This window comes from Nocardioides sp. Z35_8, assembly GCF_059621125.1.
In genome coordinates this window covers 331,835-346,805 of sequence record NZ_JCAQIE010000002.1, presented here as the reverse complement: position 1 = coordinate 346,805, position 14,971 = coordinate 331,835, and the positions used below count along the sequence as shown (strand labels likewise).

The window sequence follows — 14,971 nt, the reverse complement described above, 5'->3', positions numbered from 1 at the left end:
TGCGGCGCGCGTTTGCCGGACCTGCGTACCCCTCACGTAGCCTCGATGCCGTGATTCGCTTCGAGAAGGTCACCAAGAGCTATCCCGGCCACCCCCACCCCGCGCTCGACAACGTGTCCGTCGACGTCGAGAAGGGGGAGTTCGTCTTCCTGGTGGGCTCCTCCGGCTCGGGCAAGTCGACCTTCCTGCGCCTGGTGCTGCGCGAGTACCGACCCACCTCCGGCCGGGTCTACGTCGCCGGCAAGGAGATCAACCGGCTGGCCAGCTGGAAGGTGCCGCGGCTGCGCCGCGACATCGGCACCGTCTTCCAGGACTTCCGGCTGCTGCCCAACAAGACGGTGACGGAGAACGTCGCCTTCGCCCTCCAGGTGATCGGCAAGTCCCGCAAGGAGATCAAGGACGTCGTGCCGGAGACGCTCGAGCTGGTCGGGCTGAGCGGCAAGGGCGACCGGATGCCCGACGAGCTCTCGGGCGGCGAGCAGCAGCGCGTCGCGGTCGCGCGGGCGTTCGTCAACCGCCCGATGATCCTCATCGCCGACGAGCCCACCGGCAACCTCGACCCGACGACCTCCGTGGGCATCATGAAGCTCCTCGATCGCATCAACCGCACCGGCACGACCGTGGTGATGGCCACCCACGACGCCGGCATCGTCGACCAGATGCGCAAGCGCGTCATCGAGCTCGAGAACGGCCACGTCGTGCGCGACCAGGCGCAGGGCGTCTACGGCCACCAGAACTAGAGCGGCGCCCCCGCCCGATCCGCACCCCCCGAACGAATCGAGATCCTTCCTCCATGCAGCTGCGCTACGTCTTCTCCGAGCTCGGCCAGGGCCTGCGACGCAACCTGACGATGCACCTCGCGGTGATCCTCACCCTCGTCGTGTCGCTGACGCTCGTCGGCATCGGCCTGCTGTTCCAGCAGCAGGCGACGCGGGCGGCCGAGCACTTCGGCAACCAGCTCCAGATCACCGTCTACCTGTGCCGGCTCAACGACTCCAACCCGGTGTGCCCCAACCCGGTGACCGAGGCACAGAAGGCCGAGATCGAGGCGGTCGTGGAGGCCAACCCCGAGGTCGCGAGCCATCGCTTCGAGTCCGGCGAGGTGGCCCTGGAGAAGGCCAAGGAGCTCTACGGCGAGGAGCTGTTCTCCGGCGACAACCCGGCGCTGACCGCCGAGGACATGCCGGAGACGATCTGGATCACCCTCGAGGATCCGCAGGAGTACGAGGGCATCATCAGCGCGGTGCAGGGCCTCGACGGGGTGTCGCGCGTGCGTGACCTGCGCGAGCAGGTGGGCCCGATCCTCACCACGATCACCAAGATGCGCACGTACGCCCTCGGCACCGCCGGCCTGCTGGTGCTGGCCGCTCTGCTGCTCGTCGCCAACACGATCCGCCTCGCCGCCTTCGCGCGCCGCAAGGAGATCGGCATCATGCGCCTGGTCGGGGCCTCGACGCTCTACATCGCGCTGCCGTTCCTCCTCGAGGCGCTGGTGACGGCCCTGATCAGCGTCGCACTCGCCGGGGGAGCGCTGGCGGCGTTCCTGCACTTCGCGATCGGCGACCTCGCCGCCAACCTGAGGTTCGTGCCGTGGATCGGGTGGAGCGAGTACTGGGTGGCCGCCGGAGCCATCGGGATCCTCGGCCCGGTGCTCACCCTGCTCCCGACACTCGTGTTGACGCGCAAATACCTCAAAGTCTGAGTCGCGGGGGTTAGCGTCTAGGCGTCTCGCCCGGCGCCAGTCGGGAGTGGCACCCTTCCCCGCTTCCCCGACGCAAAGGCTTCCCCGGTGCGTACCTTCCCCCGTGCCGCTCAACGACGCCTGGCCGCAGCACTTGTCGCGGTCATGGCCCTGAGCGTGTCCGCGGCCCATGCCGACGACCTCAAGGACAAGAAGAACAAGGTCGAGCGCGAGCTCAAGGGCGCCCACCAGGACCTCGACGCGTCCAGCGCCCAGCTGCGCAAGGCCACGGTCCGTCTCGAGGCGGCCCAGCGGCAGCTCCGGGTCGCCAAGACCCGGCTCGCCACCGCGCGCGGCAAGGTGGAGGTGGCCCACGAGCGCGACGCGCGGATGCAGGCCGCGCTCGAGGTCGCGGAGGCCGAGCTGGCCGCCGCCGAGGCGGCCCTGGCCCAGGGCCGGGTCGACCGCGACACCCAGCGGCAGAAGGTCGCGAGCACGGTCGCCGACATGTACTCCGAGGGCGACCCCGAGCTCCTCGCGTTCTCGTCGCTGCTCGGCGCCGAGTCGACCGAGGAGCTCACCCGCCGCGACGGGGTGCGCGACGTCGTCGTCGGCCAGGAGGCGCGCGAGTACGACGAGCTCAAGGCCTCCGAGGTGCTGCTCGAGGTGCGCGAGGACCAGGTCGCCGAGGCCCGTGACGACGTGGCCGTCAAGCGCGAGGCGGCCGCCGAGCACCTCGAGGTGATGCAGGCCCTCGAGGCGGAGGAGCGGGCCGCCAAGGACGCGGTGGTCGAGCTCGTCGTCGAGCGCCGCGACGCCCGCGTCGGCGCGCGCCAGGCCCGCGCGAAGGACCTCGCCAAGCTCCGCAAGCTCGAGAAGGAGCAGCAGCGGATCGAGGAGATGCTCCGCAAGCGCGCGCTCGCCGCGCTCCGCCGCCAGCGGGCCCAGGCCCGCTCCCAGGCGGCGCCCAGCCCGGGCTCGGGGATCCTCGCCTCCCCCGTCGACGGCTACGTCACCTCGCCGTTCGGCTACCGCTCGCACCCGATCTACCACTACTGGGGCCTGCACGACGGCGTCGACTTCGCCGGCGGCTGCGGCACGCCGCTGCGCGCCGCGGCGCCGGGCCGGGTGGTGTCGTCCTACTACAGCGGGGTCTACGGCAACCGCCTCGTGATCGACCACGGCGTGCTCGGCGGACGTGGCATCGCCACGATCTACAACCACGCCAGCGGCTACAACGTCGGCGTGGGCGACCGGGTCGAGGTGGGGCAGGTGATCGGGTTCGAGGGCAGCACGGGCTGGTCGACCGGGTGCCACCTGCACTTCACCGTGATGGCCAACGGCCAGGCCGTGGACCCGATGAACTGGTTGTAACGCGCTGGACAGGCGTTGGTGGCGCTCTGGGAGGATGGACCCATGGCGAAGGAGCAGGGCCAGAAGATGGTCGCGCAGAACAAGAAGGCGCGCCACGACTACCACATCGAGGACACGTGGGAGGCCGGCCTGGTCCTCATGGGCACCGAGGTGAAGTCGCTGCGGCAGGGCCGGGCCTCGCTGGTCGACGGGTTCGCGGAGATCGACAACGGCGAGGCGTGGCTGCTGGGGGTGCACATCCCGGAGTACAGCCAGGGCACCTGGACCAACCACTCCGCGCGGCGGCGCCGCAAGCTGCTGCTCAACCGCTCGGAGATCGACAAGATCGAGCGCAAGATCACCGACAAGGGCTACACGATCGTCCCGCTCGCCCTCTACTTCAAGGACGGCCGCGCCAAGGTCGAGATCGCGCTCGCCAAGGGCAAGAAGGCCTACGACAAGCGCCACACCCTCGCCGAGCGACAGGCCAACCGCGAGAAGGTCGACGCGGTGCAGCGCCGGCTCAAGGGCCACCGGGACTGAGCCCCCGGGTGACCGATCCCGTCGCGTTCGCCCGTGCGCTCGGACTGCCCGGCCTGCAGGACCTGCACACCCACTTCCTCCCGCCGCGGGTGATGGCCAAGGTCCGTGCGCAGTTCGACGCGGCCGGTCCGCTCATCGGCCGGCCGTGGCCGCTCCACTACCGCGACACCGACGACGCCCTCGTCGAGACGCTGCGCTCGTTCGGAGTGCGTCATTTCACTGCGCTGCCCTACGCCCACCGGGTCGGCATGGCGGAGTTCCTCAACGACTGGGCCGCCGGGTTCGCGCGGCGCGTGCCGGAGGCGGCGGTCTGCGGCACGTTCTTCCCCGAGCCCGGCGTCGCGGCGTACGTCGCCGCCCGGTCCGCGGCCCCCGAGCCGGTCGAGGTCTGGAAGGTGCACGTGCAGGTCGGCGCCTTCGACGTCACCGACCCCCTCCTCGACGAGGCGTGGGGCGTGGTCTCCGAGACCGGCGCCCCCGTCGTCCTCCACGCCGGCAGCGGTCCCGTCGCGACCGAGCACACCGGCCCGGCCCCGGTCGCCGCGCTGCTCGCCCGCCACCCGCGGCTGCGGCTGGTGATCGCGCACGCCGGCGCCCCGGAGTACGCCGACTTCCTCGGGCTCGCCGAGCGGCACGAGCGGGTGGCCCTCGACACGACGATGGCGTTCACGCCGTTCTTCGAGGAGATGGGCGGCGCCTACCCCGACGACCTGCTGCCCCGGCTGCGCGACCTCGGCCTCGCCGGCCGGGTGCACCTCGGCAGCGACTTCCCCCACATCCCCTACCCCTACGGCGTGCAGCTCGAGTCGCTCGAGCGGCTCGGGCTCGGTGACGAGTGGCTGCGCGCCGTCTGCTGGGACAGCACGGCCACCCTGCTGGGCTGAGCGCCGCCTACAGGTGCGAGCCCCAGTAGTAGCCGCCGAACGCCAGGGCGACGCTGAGCACCAGCACCCCGACGCCGTAGGCCGCCGCCAGGCCGTAGCGCTTCTCGCGCACCAGCTGGACGGTCTCGTAGCTGGCGGTGCTGAAGGTCGTGTAGCCGCCCAGGAACCCGGTGCCCACGATGGCGCTCACGTCGGTCGAGGCGAGGTGGCTGGCGACCAGGCCGGTGAGGAACCCGAGCGCCGGCGAGCCGGTGAGGTTGATGATCGCCGTCGACCACGGGAAGGCCGACCCCTTCGTCCGGGCCTTGATCCAGGCGTCCACGAGGTAGCGCACGCTGGCGCCCACCCCGCCGGCGACGACGAGGAGTGCGAAGAGTCCCGGCGTCATCGGCTGGCTCCTTCGCCGCGGGGGGACTGCGTGTGCCGGCTCGCCGCGAGGGCGATGCCCGCCAGGGTGGCCAGGCCGCCGACGACGAGCGTGCCGAGGGCGTAGACCGCAGCCACGCCCACGCGGGAGTCGTCGAGCAGCACGGCCGTGTCGGTCGCCAGCGAGCTGTAGGTGGTGAGACCCCCGCAGAACCCGGTGCCGATGAGCAGCTTGAGCCGCGACGTGAGCTGGGGCGGCGTCTCGTCGCGGGTGAGTGCCTCGTAGAGGAACCCCAGGACGAACGCCCCGAGCACGTTGACGACCGGCACCACGATGGGGATGCCGTCGGCGTTGGGCACGGCGAGCATGAATCCCTCACGCGCCCCGACGCCCACGATGCCCCCGGCCAGGACCAGCAGGACCGAGGTGAGTCGCGAGTCGTGCTGCGTCGGCGCGCTCATCGGCGCGTCCGATCCGGGGGCACGGTGATGCGTCCCCCGCGTGTGGCCCCTCCGGGACCAGTGCCCATGTCGTCCACTGTGTGCCTCCTCATGCAGTCGTCGGTTCAGCGGCGGGCTCGGCGGCGCCGACCGCCCCGGGGGAGACGGCCTCGAGGAGGGCCAGCAGGGTCTGGTTGACCAGGCTGACCTCCAGGAGGACCGCGTCGATGGTGCGTTGGGGCGCGTCCACGTCCGCCCCGTCGCCGACCGAGTCGTCGATGGCGCCCGGCAGCCGGCCGGACAGCGCCGTCGTGAGCGCAGCGACGTTCTCGCTGGTGGCCCGGCTCAGGGCGCCCCAGTCCAGGCTCGGGTCGACGCCCGGGTCGACGCCCTCGGTGATCGCCCCCTCGACCGCCCCCACCAGCTGCCGGGTGTGGAAGACCAGGGACCAGGCCGCCGTCAGCTGGCTCTCCACGCCCCCGGGCTCGAGGGCCCCGGCCGAGCGGCGCAGCGGGTCCGCGGCGGTCGCGATGGAGCGCACGTGCCGGTCGGCGTCGAGGAGGCGTTGGCGCACCGCCGTCTGCGAGATCGCGTGGTCACCGGCCAGTCGCGACAGGCTCGCGGTGACGATCACGTCGACGTCCTCGACCAGCGCGGCGAGGTTGGCGTGGTAGTGGGTGCGGGTGTGGCGCGGCAGCACCAGCGCGGCGACGGCGAGCGCCACCAGCGCGCCGAAGACCGTCTCCAGCACCCGCTCCTCCAGCGCGAGGCTGGTCAGCCGCCCGAGGTACTCGTAGAGCATCGCGAAGATCATCGTCGTCCACAGCGCGGAGACGGCCGGCGACACCTGGCGGTAGTAGGCGGAGGCGAAGACCGCCACGGCGAGGACCGGCAGCACCACCGCGGGGTCCGACCCGCTCTCCAGTGCGATCGCGAAGCCGATCGCCGCGCCCCCGACGGTGCCGGCGAGGCGTTGGGCGCCCTTGACCAGGGTCTCGCCGTCGGTCCCGCCCAACACCTGGTAGGCCGCGAGCACCGCCCAGTACTGGTGGCTCGAGGACACCAGCTCCCCGACCGCCAGCGCGAGGCCGGTCGCGACCGCGGCCTGGATCGCCTGGCGCGTCGACGGCGCGAGGGAACGCCCCGCCGGGGGAGCGTCCTCGGCGGCCTGGCGCGCGCCGGGCGCCACCAGCGCGTCGGCCCCCACCTCGCCCTGCTCGGCCAGGGGCACGGTGTAGGCGACCTCCGGGTCAAGAGCCGCGTCGACCGCGTCCCGCAGCTTCTCCGAGACGCGTTGCAGCTCGTCGATCGCCGCGTGCAGCGCACGCGCCTGGCGGGGCCAGTCCCGCGGCGGCTCCTCCTCCGTCCAGGGCGGCAGTGCCGCGAGGTCGGGACGCAGGTGGGCATCGGGCGTCGCCAACGCGGTCGTGCGGGCGAGATGGACCTGGAGCAGCTCGAGCCGACCGGCCAGCCGCGCCCGCAGCTCCAGCGACAAGGTGGTGCCGGTGACGTCGCGTGCGGCGGAGGCGAGGTTCTTGACGGCGAGCTCGGTGTCGAACAACCGCAGGCGCAGCGCCGCCGCGCGCTCGGGGGAGACGCCGATCGTCTCCTCGTCGCCGGTCATGCATCCTCCGATGAATGCACCGGCCCGGCGCAGCTGGCGCAGCTCGAGGTCGGCCCGCTTGCGCACGTCGCCGCTCCAGCGGGCCCACGAGATGGCGTCGACCAGGGTGTCCATCGCCGAGACCAGCTGGGCAGTGAATCCCTCGATGCCCTCGCGCAGCTCCTTGCGCGGGCGGGCGGGCAGCAGCACGTAGCACACGAGCAGCGCCCACAGCACGCCCACCGCGGCCGCGCCGAGGAACCACGGAGCGTCGCTGGGCTGCAGCCGGAGGATCAGCGCGAAGTAGTAGGCCATGAACGACACCCGGCCGATGGCGGCCCAGCGGGCGCCGAAGTGGCCCACCCACGTGCCGACCAGGGCCACGACGGCCAGCAGGACACCGGTGAGCGGTGTCGAGTCCGACACCAGCGCGCCGAGGAACACCACGACACCGATCGGCACGAGCTGCAGCACGCTGGTGAGCACCTGCCCGCGCTGCGACCTCTCGACGGCGACGCCCGTGCTCGTCATCGCGACGAAGCCGCCGAAGACGGCCGGCTGGATCGCGGCGCGGTCGGTGGCCGCATCGAGGAGGACGTAGAGCGAGGCCACGGCGAGGACGGCCGCGACGACGGAGCGCATCGCGGTGCGCAGCCGCGCGTAGCCGGGGTCGACCTGCGCGAGGTCGCGCTGCGCGAACCTCCGCCAGCGCGGCAGAGGGGTGAGGGTGGACCGGACGCCGGCGGCCGTCGGGTCGCCCACCGGCGGCGGCTGCCCGCGCAGCACCATCTGCGCGGCGACGGTGGTGGTGTCGTCGAGGGCCGCGACGGGCCGGTCGCCGACGATCACGGGCTGGTAGTCGAGGTCGTCGCTGACCCCGAGCGTCAGCTGCTCGCTCCGGTAGGCGAAGGGCAGCCACCGGCTGTAGCGGGTGTAGGAGTCGTGCAGGTCGGCGAGCGGCTCCGTGCCGACCAGCCTCGCCATCGCGGTCTCGAGCTGCACGAAGCGCGGGACCCACTGGTCGGCGGGCGCCTGCTCGCCCAGGGCCTGGGCCCGGAACGTCTCGAAGCCGACCACCTCGGGGACGGGGCGCTCACCGAGGTGCACCGACTGCTCGAGCTGCTCGCCGAACTCGAGGAACTGGAATGTGAGGGGCACCAGGCCCGGGAGGGTCGAGGCGGGGTGGCCCGACGGCAGGCCCCAGCGCAGGGCGCCGATCGTCCCACCGAGCATCCGCACCGCGTAGGGGAGGGCGAAGTGGTCGCGACCGCTCTGGAAGTAGTAGGCGGCGTGGTGCAGCCGCAGGCCGTCGGTGTAGGACGCGAACGACTCGGCGATGCCGTCGAGGTGGCCGTCGAGCCCGGACTGCTGGCCCCCCTGGAAGAACGGGGCGAGGCTGTCGACGGGGGAGCCCGCCCCGCGCTCCGCGGTGAAGAAGTGGCGGCAGAGCGCGTTGAGGTCGCTGATCACCGAGTAGACGCCGAGCAGGAAGGTGAGGATCAGCGAGATCAGCACGACGCCGCTCAGCGTCTCGGTGATGCTGAGGAAGCGCAGCACGTCGGTCTCGGCGGTGAGCGCCGAGCCACCGACCGTCGAGAGCTGGGCGGCGCTGAAGTACATGGCGTCGAAGAAGTCCAGGCTCGACCCCCGCCCGGAGACGGAGAACGACGTCGGGGTCATCAGCCCGCGGTAGATCAGCCCGAATCCGAGGATGACCCCGAAGACCCACACCAGGATCCCGATCACGACCTGCAGACCGGTCACCTGGCGCAGGGCGTACGGGCGCCACCGGCGAGGGAGCCGGCGGGTGACGCGGCGCAGCAGGTGCCACTGCCCGCGAGCGACCGGTCCGGAGAGGAATCCGGCCTCGTCGTAGTTGAGGACCGTGAGGAAGACGTCGGCGAGGGTCGCGGCGAGAACCGCGGCGCCGAGGACTAACCAGACGGTCTCCACCTCTGCAGGCTAACCGCATTTCCGGGCCGCAAAGCCAGGCCCGGCAAGGCTCATACCGATGGCACGGGCCGAACCTCCTGGGCCCTTGTGAAGGCGCACGGACGTGGATGAAGGTGAGGAATGCGCCCGGGGGAGACCCGCCTGGGCCGACCCACCACCAGCCCGCCCTCAGGAGGTCGACACAGATGCAACTGACTCCGCGTGAGATCGACAAGCTCTACATCTACCAGGTCGCCGAGCTCGCCCGACGTCGGCGAGAGCGGGGGACCAAGATCAACCTCACCGAGGCCCAGGCGCTCATCTCGGAGGCGATCATCGAGGGAGCGCGCGACGGCAAGTCGGTCGCCGAGTGCATGGAGCTGGGCAAGCACGTCGTCACCGAGGCCGACTGCATGCCGGGGGTGCGCGAGCGGCTCTCCCTGCTCCAGGTGGAGGCGACCTTCGTCGACGGCAGCAAGCTCGTGTCCTGCCACGATCCCGTGGCGGCGTGAGGGAGATGTCCTCGGTCATGTCCGGGCGGACCAGGACCGTCCTGGTCGCAGGGCATGAGAGCGACGGGGGCGCCGCCCTGGCGCCGATCGCCGACACCCTGGGCGCCGTCGTCACCACCTCGGGCCGGCCGTTGCACGACGTCGTGACGGCACTGCTCACCGAGGGGGAGGGCCGCGTCGTGGTCGTCCCGATGACCTGGGGCCGTGACCCCGTCATGGTGGCCGACACGGCGAAGACGCTGCGGTGGATCAGTGCGACGGCGGGAGCGGGACGGGTCGCGCAGAGTGCCGACTTCGGCACCGTCGACCACCTGGTCGCGTGGCTGCGTCGCGCGGCCGAGCGGGTCTCGACCCGACCGGGCACCACCCTGGTCGTCACGGCACCGTCGGGCGACCCGTTCGACGACGCCGACCTCCACCGGGTCGCGCACCTGGTGCGCACCCACGGCGCGGGGGTGCCGGTTGAGGTCGCGTGCGTCGCCGAGCCCGGCGACCTGGCCGAGGTCGTACGCCGGGCGAGGCTGCTGGGAGCCGACCAAGTCGTGGTCGTCCCGGCCGGCTTCGCCCGCACCCCGCCGGCGGGCCTGCCCGAGGACGCGTCGTTCTTCGGCCCCCTGCTCTCCGAGGAGGCGGTCCTGGAGGTCATCCGGCGGCGCGTGGCCGCGGCGGAGCACGACCTCCGGCACGGGCACGACGGCATCGCGGCGGGCCTGCTGGCCGACCACGGTCACGGCTACGCCCACTCCCACGCCTTCGAGCACGGCGGCGAGGGGGACTCGCACGGTCACTCCCACGGCCACTCCGACGGTGCGACCCACCGGCACTCCCACCTCCCGTCACCGCCTGACCTCGAGGCGGTCGGCGCGGCCGGCTCGCTGCCCCGCGGGTAGGGACGGCACGCCACCCCGCCACGAGACGCCCCCAGTGCGCGGCGTCCCCCAGACCGGGCCATCCCGGTCGAACCCCGGAGTCCCGGGCGACGCGCGTTCGCTCGTGCCCACCATGAAAGGACATCCCCATGCTCGGCAGCCCCAAGTACGACCACAACGAGAACGAGATCGAGATCAACGCCGGTCGCGAGAGCGTCACCCTCACTGTCAGCAACACCGGCGACAGAGCGATTCAGATCGGGTCCCACTTCCACTTCTTCGAGGTCAACCGCGCCCTGCAGTTCGAGCGTGAGAGGGCCTACGGGATGCACCTCGACATCCCGGCCGGGACCGGGGTCCGGATCGAGCCGGGCGAGACCAGAGACGTCACCCTCACGGCCTACGCCGGCAGCAGGTACGTCTACGGGTTCAACGGTCTCGTCAACGGCGGCCTCGACGCCGGGCAGACCCGGATTGATGCCCTCGCCCGGATGACCGAGCGGCAGTTCAAGGACGGCGCCCCCGCGGCGAAGAACCGTGGGGCCAACAAGCAGGGAAAGAAGAACTGACATGGCCATCATCTCGCGCAAGCAGTACACCGATCTCTTCGGACCGACGACCGGCGACAAGGTGCAGCTCGCCGACACCAACCTGGTCATCGAGATCGAGAAGGACTACAACGAAGGGCACTACGGCGACGAGGTCGTCTACGGCGGCGGAAAGACCGCTCGCGACGGGATGGCGGCGGACCCGCAGGCGACCAGCGCCCAGGGCGTGCTCGACCTCGTCATCACCAACGCGATCGTCCTCGATCCGGTCCTGGGTGTCGTGAAGGGGGACATCGGCGTCAAGGACGGCCGCATCGTCGGCGTCGGCAAGTCGGGCAACCCCCACCTGCAGAGCGGCGTCGACCCGCGCCTGGTCGTCGGGCCGGGCACCGAGCTGCTTGCGGGGGAGCACTGCATCGCGACCGCCGGTGCCATCGACTCCCACGTGCACTACATCTCGCCGCAGCAGGCGGAGGCAGCCCTGTCGAACGGGATCACCACGCTCTTCGGCGGTGGCACCGGACCCACGGACGGGACCAACGGCGTCACCACGACTCCGGGTGTCTGGAACCTCCACCGGATGATCCAGGCCGCCGAGGACGTGGGGGTCAACATGGGCTTCCACGGCAAGGGCAACGGCTCCATGAGGGAGGCCCTGGTCGAGCAGATCAAGGCCGGGGCCTCGTCGTTGAAGGTGCACGAGGACTACGGGACGACCCCCGCGGCGATCGACAGCGCGCTGCGGGTGGCCGACGAGTTCGACGTCCAGATCTCGATCCACACCGACAGCCTCAACGAGTCCGGATTCGTGGAGGACACCATCTCCGCGATCAACGGCCGCACCATCCACACCTACCACACCGAGGGGGCCGGCGGCGGTCACGCGCCGGACATCATGAAGGTCGCGAGCCTGCCCAACGTGCTGCCCTCCTCGACCAACCCGACCCTGCCCTACACGGTCAACTCCGTCGACGAGCTCCTCGACATGGTGATGGTCTGCCACCACCTCTCCCACGACATCCCCGAGGACGTCGCCTTCGCTGACTCGCGGGTGCGCGCGGAGACGATCTCGGCCGAGACGGTGCTCCACGACGAGGGCGTGCTGTCGATGTTCTCCTCGGACTCCCAGGCGATGGGACGCATCGGCGAGTCGGTGACGCGGGCCTTCCAGACCGCCCATCACAACAAGGACCAGCGCGGGGCGCTGCCCGAGGACGCCGAGGGCAACGACAACTTCCGGGTGCTGCGCTACCTGGCCAAGGTGACCATCAACCCCGCGATCACCCAAGGGGTCTCGGACCACATCGGATCGCTCGAGGACGGCAAGCTCGCCGACATCGTGATCTGGCCGGTGGACTCGTTCGGGGTCAAGCCGCGGATGGTCATCAAGGGCGGGCTGACCAGCTGGGCGCAGATGGGAGATCCCAACGCGTCCCTGCCGACGCCGCAGCCGGTGTACTACCGGCCGATGTTCGGCGCCTACGGCAGGGCCCGGCAGAAGACCCGGGTGACCTTCATGTCCCAGGCCGCGATCGACCTCGGTGTCCCCGAGCAGCTCGGGCTGGAGAGCCAGGTGCTGCCGGTGCGGCGCTGCCGGGGGATCGGCAAGGAGCACATGGTGCGCAACGACCGCACCCCGCTCGTCGAGGTGGACCCCGAGACCTACAAGGTCACCTTCGACGGCAAGCCGGCCCACATCGACCCGGCGGAGTCCCTGCCGCTCAACCAGCTCTTCTTCCTGGCGTGAGGACGAGATGACCTCGACGACCGCGGTCCCGGAGCTGCTGGTGAGCCTGCAGCTCTCGGACTCCGCCTTCCCCAGCGGCTTCTACACGATGTCGCACGGGCTGGAGGGCTTCAGCCAGGCCCGCGCGGTCGACCAGGACGGTCTCGAGGGACTGTTGCGAGGCTTGCTCCTCCACTCCGTGGGTCCGGGCGACGCCACCGCGCTCGCCCGGGCCCACGAGGCGGTCGCGCAGGGCGACTGGGCGCGCGTACGCCACGTCGACCGGCTGCTGTTCGCAGCCAAGCTCAACGCCGAGCTCCGACGGGTGACGGTGCGCAGTGGCCACCAGGTCACCGACGTGGCGGTCGCCGCGATCGGCGGGCCGCTGCTGGAGGAGTGGCAGCGCGCCCTCGCGGCCAAGGAGACACCGGGGTGCCAGCCGGTCGCGACCGCGGTGGCCTACGCCGCCGCGGGCGTGCCGGCGGCCCAGGCCGTCGCGTCCGACCTCTCCGCCTTCGCGGTGAGCTTCCTCGGGGCGGCCCTGCGGCTCGGGCTCACCGAGTACAAGCACCTCCAGGTGGTGCTGCACGCCCTGGGACCGGTCATCGAGCAGGTGTGTGCCGAGGCGATCGATCGGGACCTCGCGGACATGGGCGGATGTGCGCCGATGACCGACGTGATGTCTGCGCGGCACGAGCACTCCGACGCACGACTGTTCGCCAGCTGAGGACCCTCCTCGGCCGGCACGACGACGACAACCACGACGACAACCACGACGACAACCACGACGACAAACAAGGCGGACGTATGAGCGAGAACGTGTTGCGGATCGGCATCGGCGGCCCGGTGGGCTCGGGCAAGACGGCCCTGGCGGAGGCGCTCGTGCCCCGGCTCCTGGCCGCGGGCCGGCAGCCCGCGGTCATCACCAACGACATCTACACGCAGGAGGACGCCCACCACGTGCGGCGCGAGCTCGCCGGGGTGCTCGATCCCGACCGGGTGGTGGGCGTCGAGACCGGCGCCTGTCCCCACACCGCGGTCCGCGACGACCCGACGATGAACCTGGCCGCGGGCGCCGAGATGCTCGAGCGCCACCCCGATGTCGACACGCTCATCTACGAGTCCGGCGGCGACAACCTGACGCTGACCTTCTCGCCGTCGCTGGCGGACGTCTTCGTCTTCGTCCTCGACACCTCGGAGGGCGAGAAGATGCCCCGCAAGCGCGGCCCCGGGATCACCGACTCCGACATCCTGGTCATCAACAAGATCGACATCGCCCAGTACGTGCGGACCGACCTGTCGATCATGGAGTCCGACGCCCACCGGGTCCGCGACGGCAAGCCGGTCGTCCTCACCAACTCCCTGACCGGCGAGGGGGTCGACGCGCTCCAGGACCTGATCCTCGCCGCCTGGGACAGGCGTCCGGTGGCGTCCTCGCGATGACCACCTCGCTCCTGCGCGAGCGGGACCCGGTCCCCTCCAGCACCGTCGCAGTGCCGACGACGCGCTACGGCGGGCCGCGCCTCGACCCGGCCTACTACGAGCCCGACCGCGTGCCCGACATCATCGAGCGCTACGCCGGACCGATCGACACCCTGCCCCCCGGCAGCCCCGGCAAGGTCGGTCTGCTGGAGCTGGAGTTCGGGCGCACACCGCGAGGGACCGAGCTCGTGCAGCACTACCAGAAGGCGCCGCTGCAGATCATGCGCCCGCTCTACTACGACCCGGCCCGCCCGGACATGCCCTACACCTACCTGATGTCGACCGGCGCCGGCGTCATGCAGGGCGATCGGCTGCGCACCGACCTCGTCTTCGGGCCGGGCACGTCCGCGCACGTGACGACCTCGGCCTGGACCAAGGTGCTGCGCATGCACCACGACTACGCGGTCGCGCAGGTCAACATCTCGGTGGGCGAGGACGCCTTCCTGGAGTACCTGCCCGACCCGGTGATCCTGTTCGCCGAGGCCCGGCTCTACCAGCGCACCCGGCTCACGCTGCCGCCGTCGGCGAGCGTCGTCGTGGGCGAGACCCTCGTGGCCGGGCGGCTCGCCCACCACGACGAGCGTCACCTCTACTCGGCGCTCGCCGCCGACTTCGAGGTCTGCCGGCCCGACGGGACGGTCGTGGCACTCGACCGGGTGCGCCTCACGCCCGCGGACGGAGCGACAGGGGACCTCGCCGTCCTCGACGACCACGACGTCCTGTCCATGCTCTACGTCCTCACCTCGCAGGCTTCGGTGGCCGAGGTCACCGAGCTGCTCCACAGCGCGCTGGCCCCGTCGACCACGGGTGGGGTGATCTTCGGGGTCAGCGCCCTCCCCGATGACGCGGGCGTCTGGGTGCGCCTCCTCGGCGACGACACCCGGTCGGTCGGCGCCGCGATGACGCTCGCCTGGCAGTCCGTGCGGCGACTGCTGACAGGCGGCACCGCCCCGACCATCCGCAAGACCTGACCCACTCCCGACGCGCAGAGCGCGCCCGGGCGACCCGCTCCACCCCGACGTACGACCACC

General features: G+C 71.5%; 15 protein-coding genes. 12 read left to right on the top strand and 3 right to left on the bottom strand.

The annotated features are described in order from the left end of the window. Positions 1-50: 50 nt before the first annotated feature. The 5 genes from ftsE to AC54T2_RS13425 all read left to right on the top strand — a co-directional run bounded on the left by ftsE (position 51) and on the right by AC54T2_RS13425 (position 4,461). Positions 51-740, top strand: a complete 690-nt coding sequence (ftsE, locus tag AC54T2_RS13445) for a cell division ATP-binding protein FtsE (RefSeq protein ID WP_186340665.1) — start codon at positions 51-53, stop codon at positions 738-740. 53 nt (positions 741-793) lie between these two features. Then, positions 794-1,702, top strand: a complete 909-nt coding sequence (gene ftsX / locus AC54T2_RS13440) for a permease-like cell division protein FtsX (RefSeq protein WP_186340666.1) — start codon at positions 794-796, stop codon at positions 1,700-1,702. An 87-nt stretch (positions 1,703-1,789) separates the two neighbouring features. Continuing rightward, on the top strand, positions 1,790-3,055 hold the full coding sequence (locus AC54T2_RS13435; RefSeq protein WP_496666411.1) for a peptidoglycan DD-metalloendopeptidase family protein: 1,266 nt from the start codon (positions 1,790-1,792) through the stop codon (positions 3,053-3,055). Between the two features lie 42 nt (positions 3,056-3,097). Beyond that, entirely contained in the window at positions 3,098-3,577 is a 480-nt protein-coding gene (gene smpB / locus AC54T2_RS13430; protein ID WP_179617930.1) for an SsrA-binding protein SmpB, read from the top strand. A gap of 8 nt (positions 3,578-3,585) precedes the next feature. Next, positions 3,586-4,461, top strand: coding sequence for an amidohydrolase family protein (locus AC54T2_RS13425; protein WP_496666410.1), 876 nt, complete (start codon positions 3,586-3,588; stop codon positions 4,459-4,461). Between the two features lie 7 nt (positions 4,462-4,468). Here AC54T2_RS13425 and crcB read toward each other — a convergent pair whose 3' ends face one another. The 3 genes from crcB to AC54T2_RS13410 all read right to left on the bottom strand — a co-directional run bounded on the left by crcB (position 4,469) and on the right by AC54T2_RS13410 (position 8,824). After that, a complete protein-coding gene (gene crcB, locus AC54T2_RS13420; protein ID WP_186340669.1) occupies positions 4,469-4,849 on the bottom strand; it encodes a fluoride efflux transporter CrcB in 381 nt (126 codons plus the stop codon). Continuing rightward, positions 4,846-5,289 (bottom strand): fluoride efflux transporter FluC, encoded by a 444-nt coding sequence (locus tag AC54T2_RS13415; RefSeq protein ID WP_496666409.1) that lies wholly within the window; start codon positions 5,287-5,289, stop codon positions 4,846-4,848. Before AC54T2_RS13415 ends, crcB begins: the two co-directional genes overlap by 4 nt. 88 nt (positions 5,290-5,377) lie before the next feature. Beyond that, positions 5,378-8,824: an FUSC family protein gene (locus AC54T2_RS13410; RefSeq protein ID WP_496666408.1), complete on the bottom strand. Its 3,447-nt coding sequence runs from the start codon at positions 8,822-8,824 to the stop codon at positions 5,378-5,380. 185 nt (positions 8,825-9,009) lie between these two features. Between AC54T2_RS13410 and AC54T2_RS13405 the strand changes: the two genes are divergently transcribed. The 7 genes from AC54T2_RS13405 (at position 9,010) to AC54T2_RS13375 (ending at position 14,911) form a co-directional block, all read left to right on the top strand. Then, positions 9,010-9,315 (top strand): urease subunit gamma, encoded by a 306-nt coding sequence (locus AC54T2_RS13405; RefSeq protein ID WP_186340672.1) that lies wholly within the window; start codon positions 9,010-9,012, stop codon positions 9,313-9,315. Next, the gene (locus tag AC54T2_RS13400; RefSeq protein WP_496666407.1) at positions 9,312-10,205 is read left to right on the top strand and encodes a sirohydrochlorin chelatase; all 894 of its coding nucleotides are present in this window, start codon (positions 9,312-9,314) and stop codon (positions 10,203-10,205) included. Before AC54T2_RS13405 ends, AC54T2_RS13400 begins: the two co-directional genes overlap by 4 nt. 128 nt (positions 10,206-10,333) lie before the next feature. Beyond that, positions 10,334-10,753: an urease subunit beta gene (locus AC54T2_RS13395; protein WP_186340674.1), complete on the top strand. Its 420-nt coding sequence runs from the start codon at positions 10,334-10,336 to the stop codon at positions 10,751-10,753. A 1-nt stretch (position 10,754) separates the two neighbouring features. After that, complete coding sequence (ureC, locus tag AC54T2_RS13390) at positions 10,755-12,479, top strand: urease subunit alpha (protein ID WP_186340675.1); 1,725 nt, start codon at positions 10,755-10,757, stop codon at positions 12,477-12,479. Between the two features lie 7 nt (positions 12,480-12,486). After that, positions 12,487-13,185 carry an urease accessory protein UreF gene (locus tag AC54T2_RS13385; protein ID WP_186340676.1) on the top strand — a complete coding sequence of 233 codons (699 nt, stop codon included), beginning with the start codon at positions 12,487-12,489 and terminating at the stop codon, positions 13,183-13,185. 80 nt (positions 13,186-13,265) lie between these two features. Further along, positions 13,266-13,901: an urease accessory protein UreG gene (gene ureG / locus AC54T2_RS13380; protein ID WP_186340677.1), complete on the top strand. Its 636-nt coding sequence runs from the start codon at positions 13,266-13,268 to the stop codon at positions 13,899-13,901. Continuing rightward, positions 13,898-14,911 carry an urease accessory protein UreD gene (locus tag AC54T2_RS13375; protein WP_489974900.1) on the top strand — a complete coding sequence of 338 codons (1,014 nt, stop codon included), beginning with the start codon at positions 13,898-13,900 and terminating at the stop codon, positions 14,909-14,911. The genes ureG and AC54T2_RS13375 overlap by 4 nt, the downstream gene beginning before the upstream one ends. The last annotated feature ends 60 nt before the right edge of the window (positions 14,912-14,971 follow it).

Bases quoted from the DNA above. Each gene is read 5' to 3' on its own strand.
- AC54T2_RS13405 (WP_186340672.1), top strand. From the start codon at position 9,010: ATGCAACTGACTCCGCGTGAGATCGACAAGCTCTACATCTACCAGGTC.
- crcB (WP_186340669.1), bottom strand. From the start codon at position 4,849: ATGACGCCGGGACTCTTCGCACTCCTCGTCGTCGCCGGCGGGGTGGGC.
- smpB (WP_179617930.1), top strand. From the start codon at position 3,098: ATGGCGAAGGAGCAGGGCCAGAAGATGGTCGCGCAGAACAAGAAGGCG.
- AC54T2_RS13415 (WP_496666409.1), bottom strand. From the start codon at position 5,289: ATGAGCGCGCCGACGCAGCACGACTCGCGACTCACCTCGGTCCTGCTG.
- ftsX (WP_186340666.1), top strand. From the start codon at position 794: ATGCAGCTGCGCTACGTCTTCTCCGAGCTCGGCCAGGGCCTGCGACGC.
- AC54T2_RS13375 (WP_489974900.1), top strand. From the start codon at position 13,898: ATGACCACCTCGCTCCTGCGCGAGCGGGACCCGGTCCCCTCCAGCACC.
- AC54T2_RS13395 (WP_186340674.1), top strand. From the start codon at position 10,334: ATGCTCGGCAGCCCCAAGTACGACCACAACGAGAACGAGATCGAGATC.
- ureC (WP_186340675.1), top strand. From the start codon at position 10,755: ATGGCCATCATCTCGCGCAAGCAGTACACCGATCTCTTCGGACCGACG.
- ureG (WP_186340677.1), top strand. From the start codon at position 13,266: ATGAGCGAGAACGTGTTGCGGATCGGCATCGGCGGCCCGGTGGGCTCG.
- AC54T2_RS13385 (WP_186340676.1), top strand. From the start codon at position 12,487: ATGACCTCGACGACCGCGGTCCCGGAGCTGCTGGTGAGCCTGCAGCTC.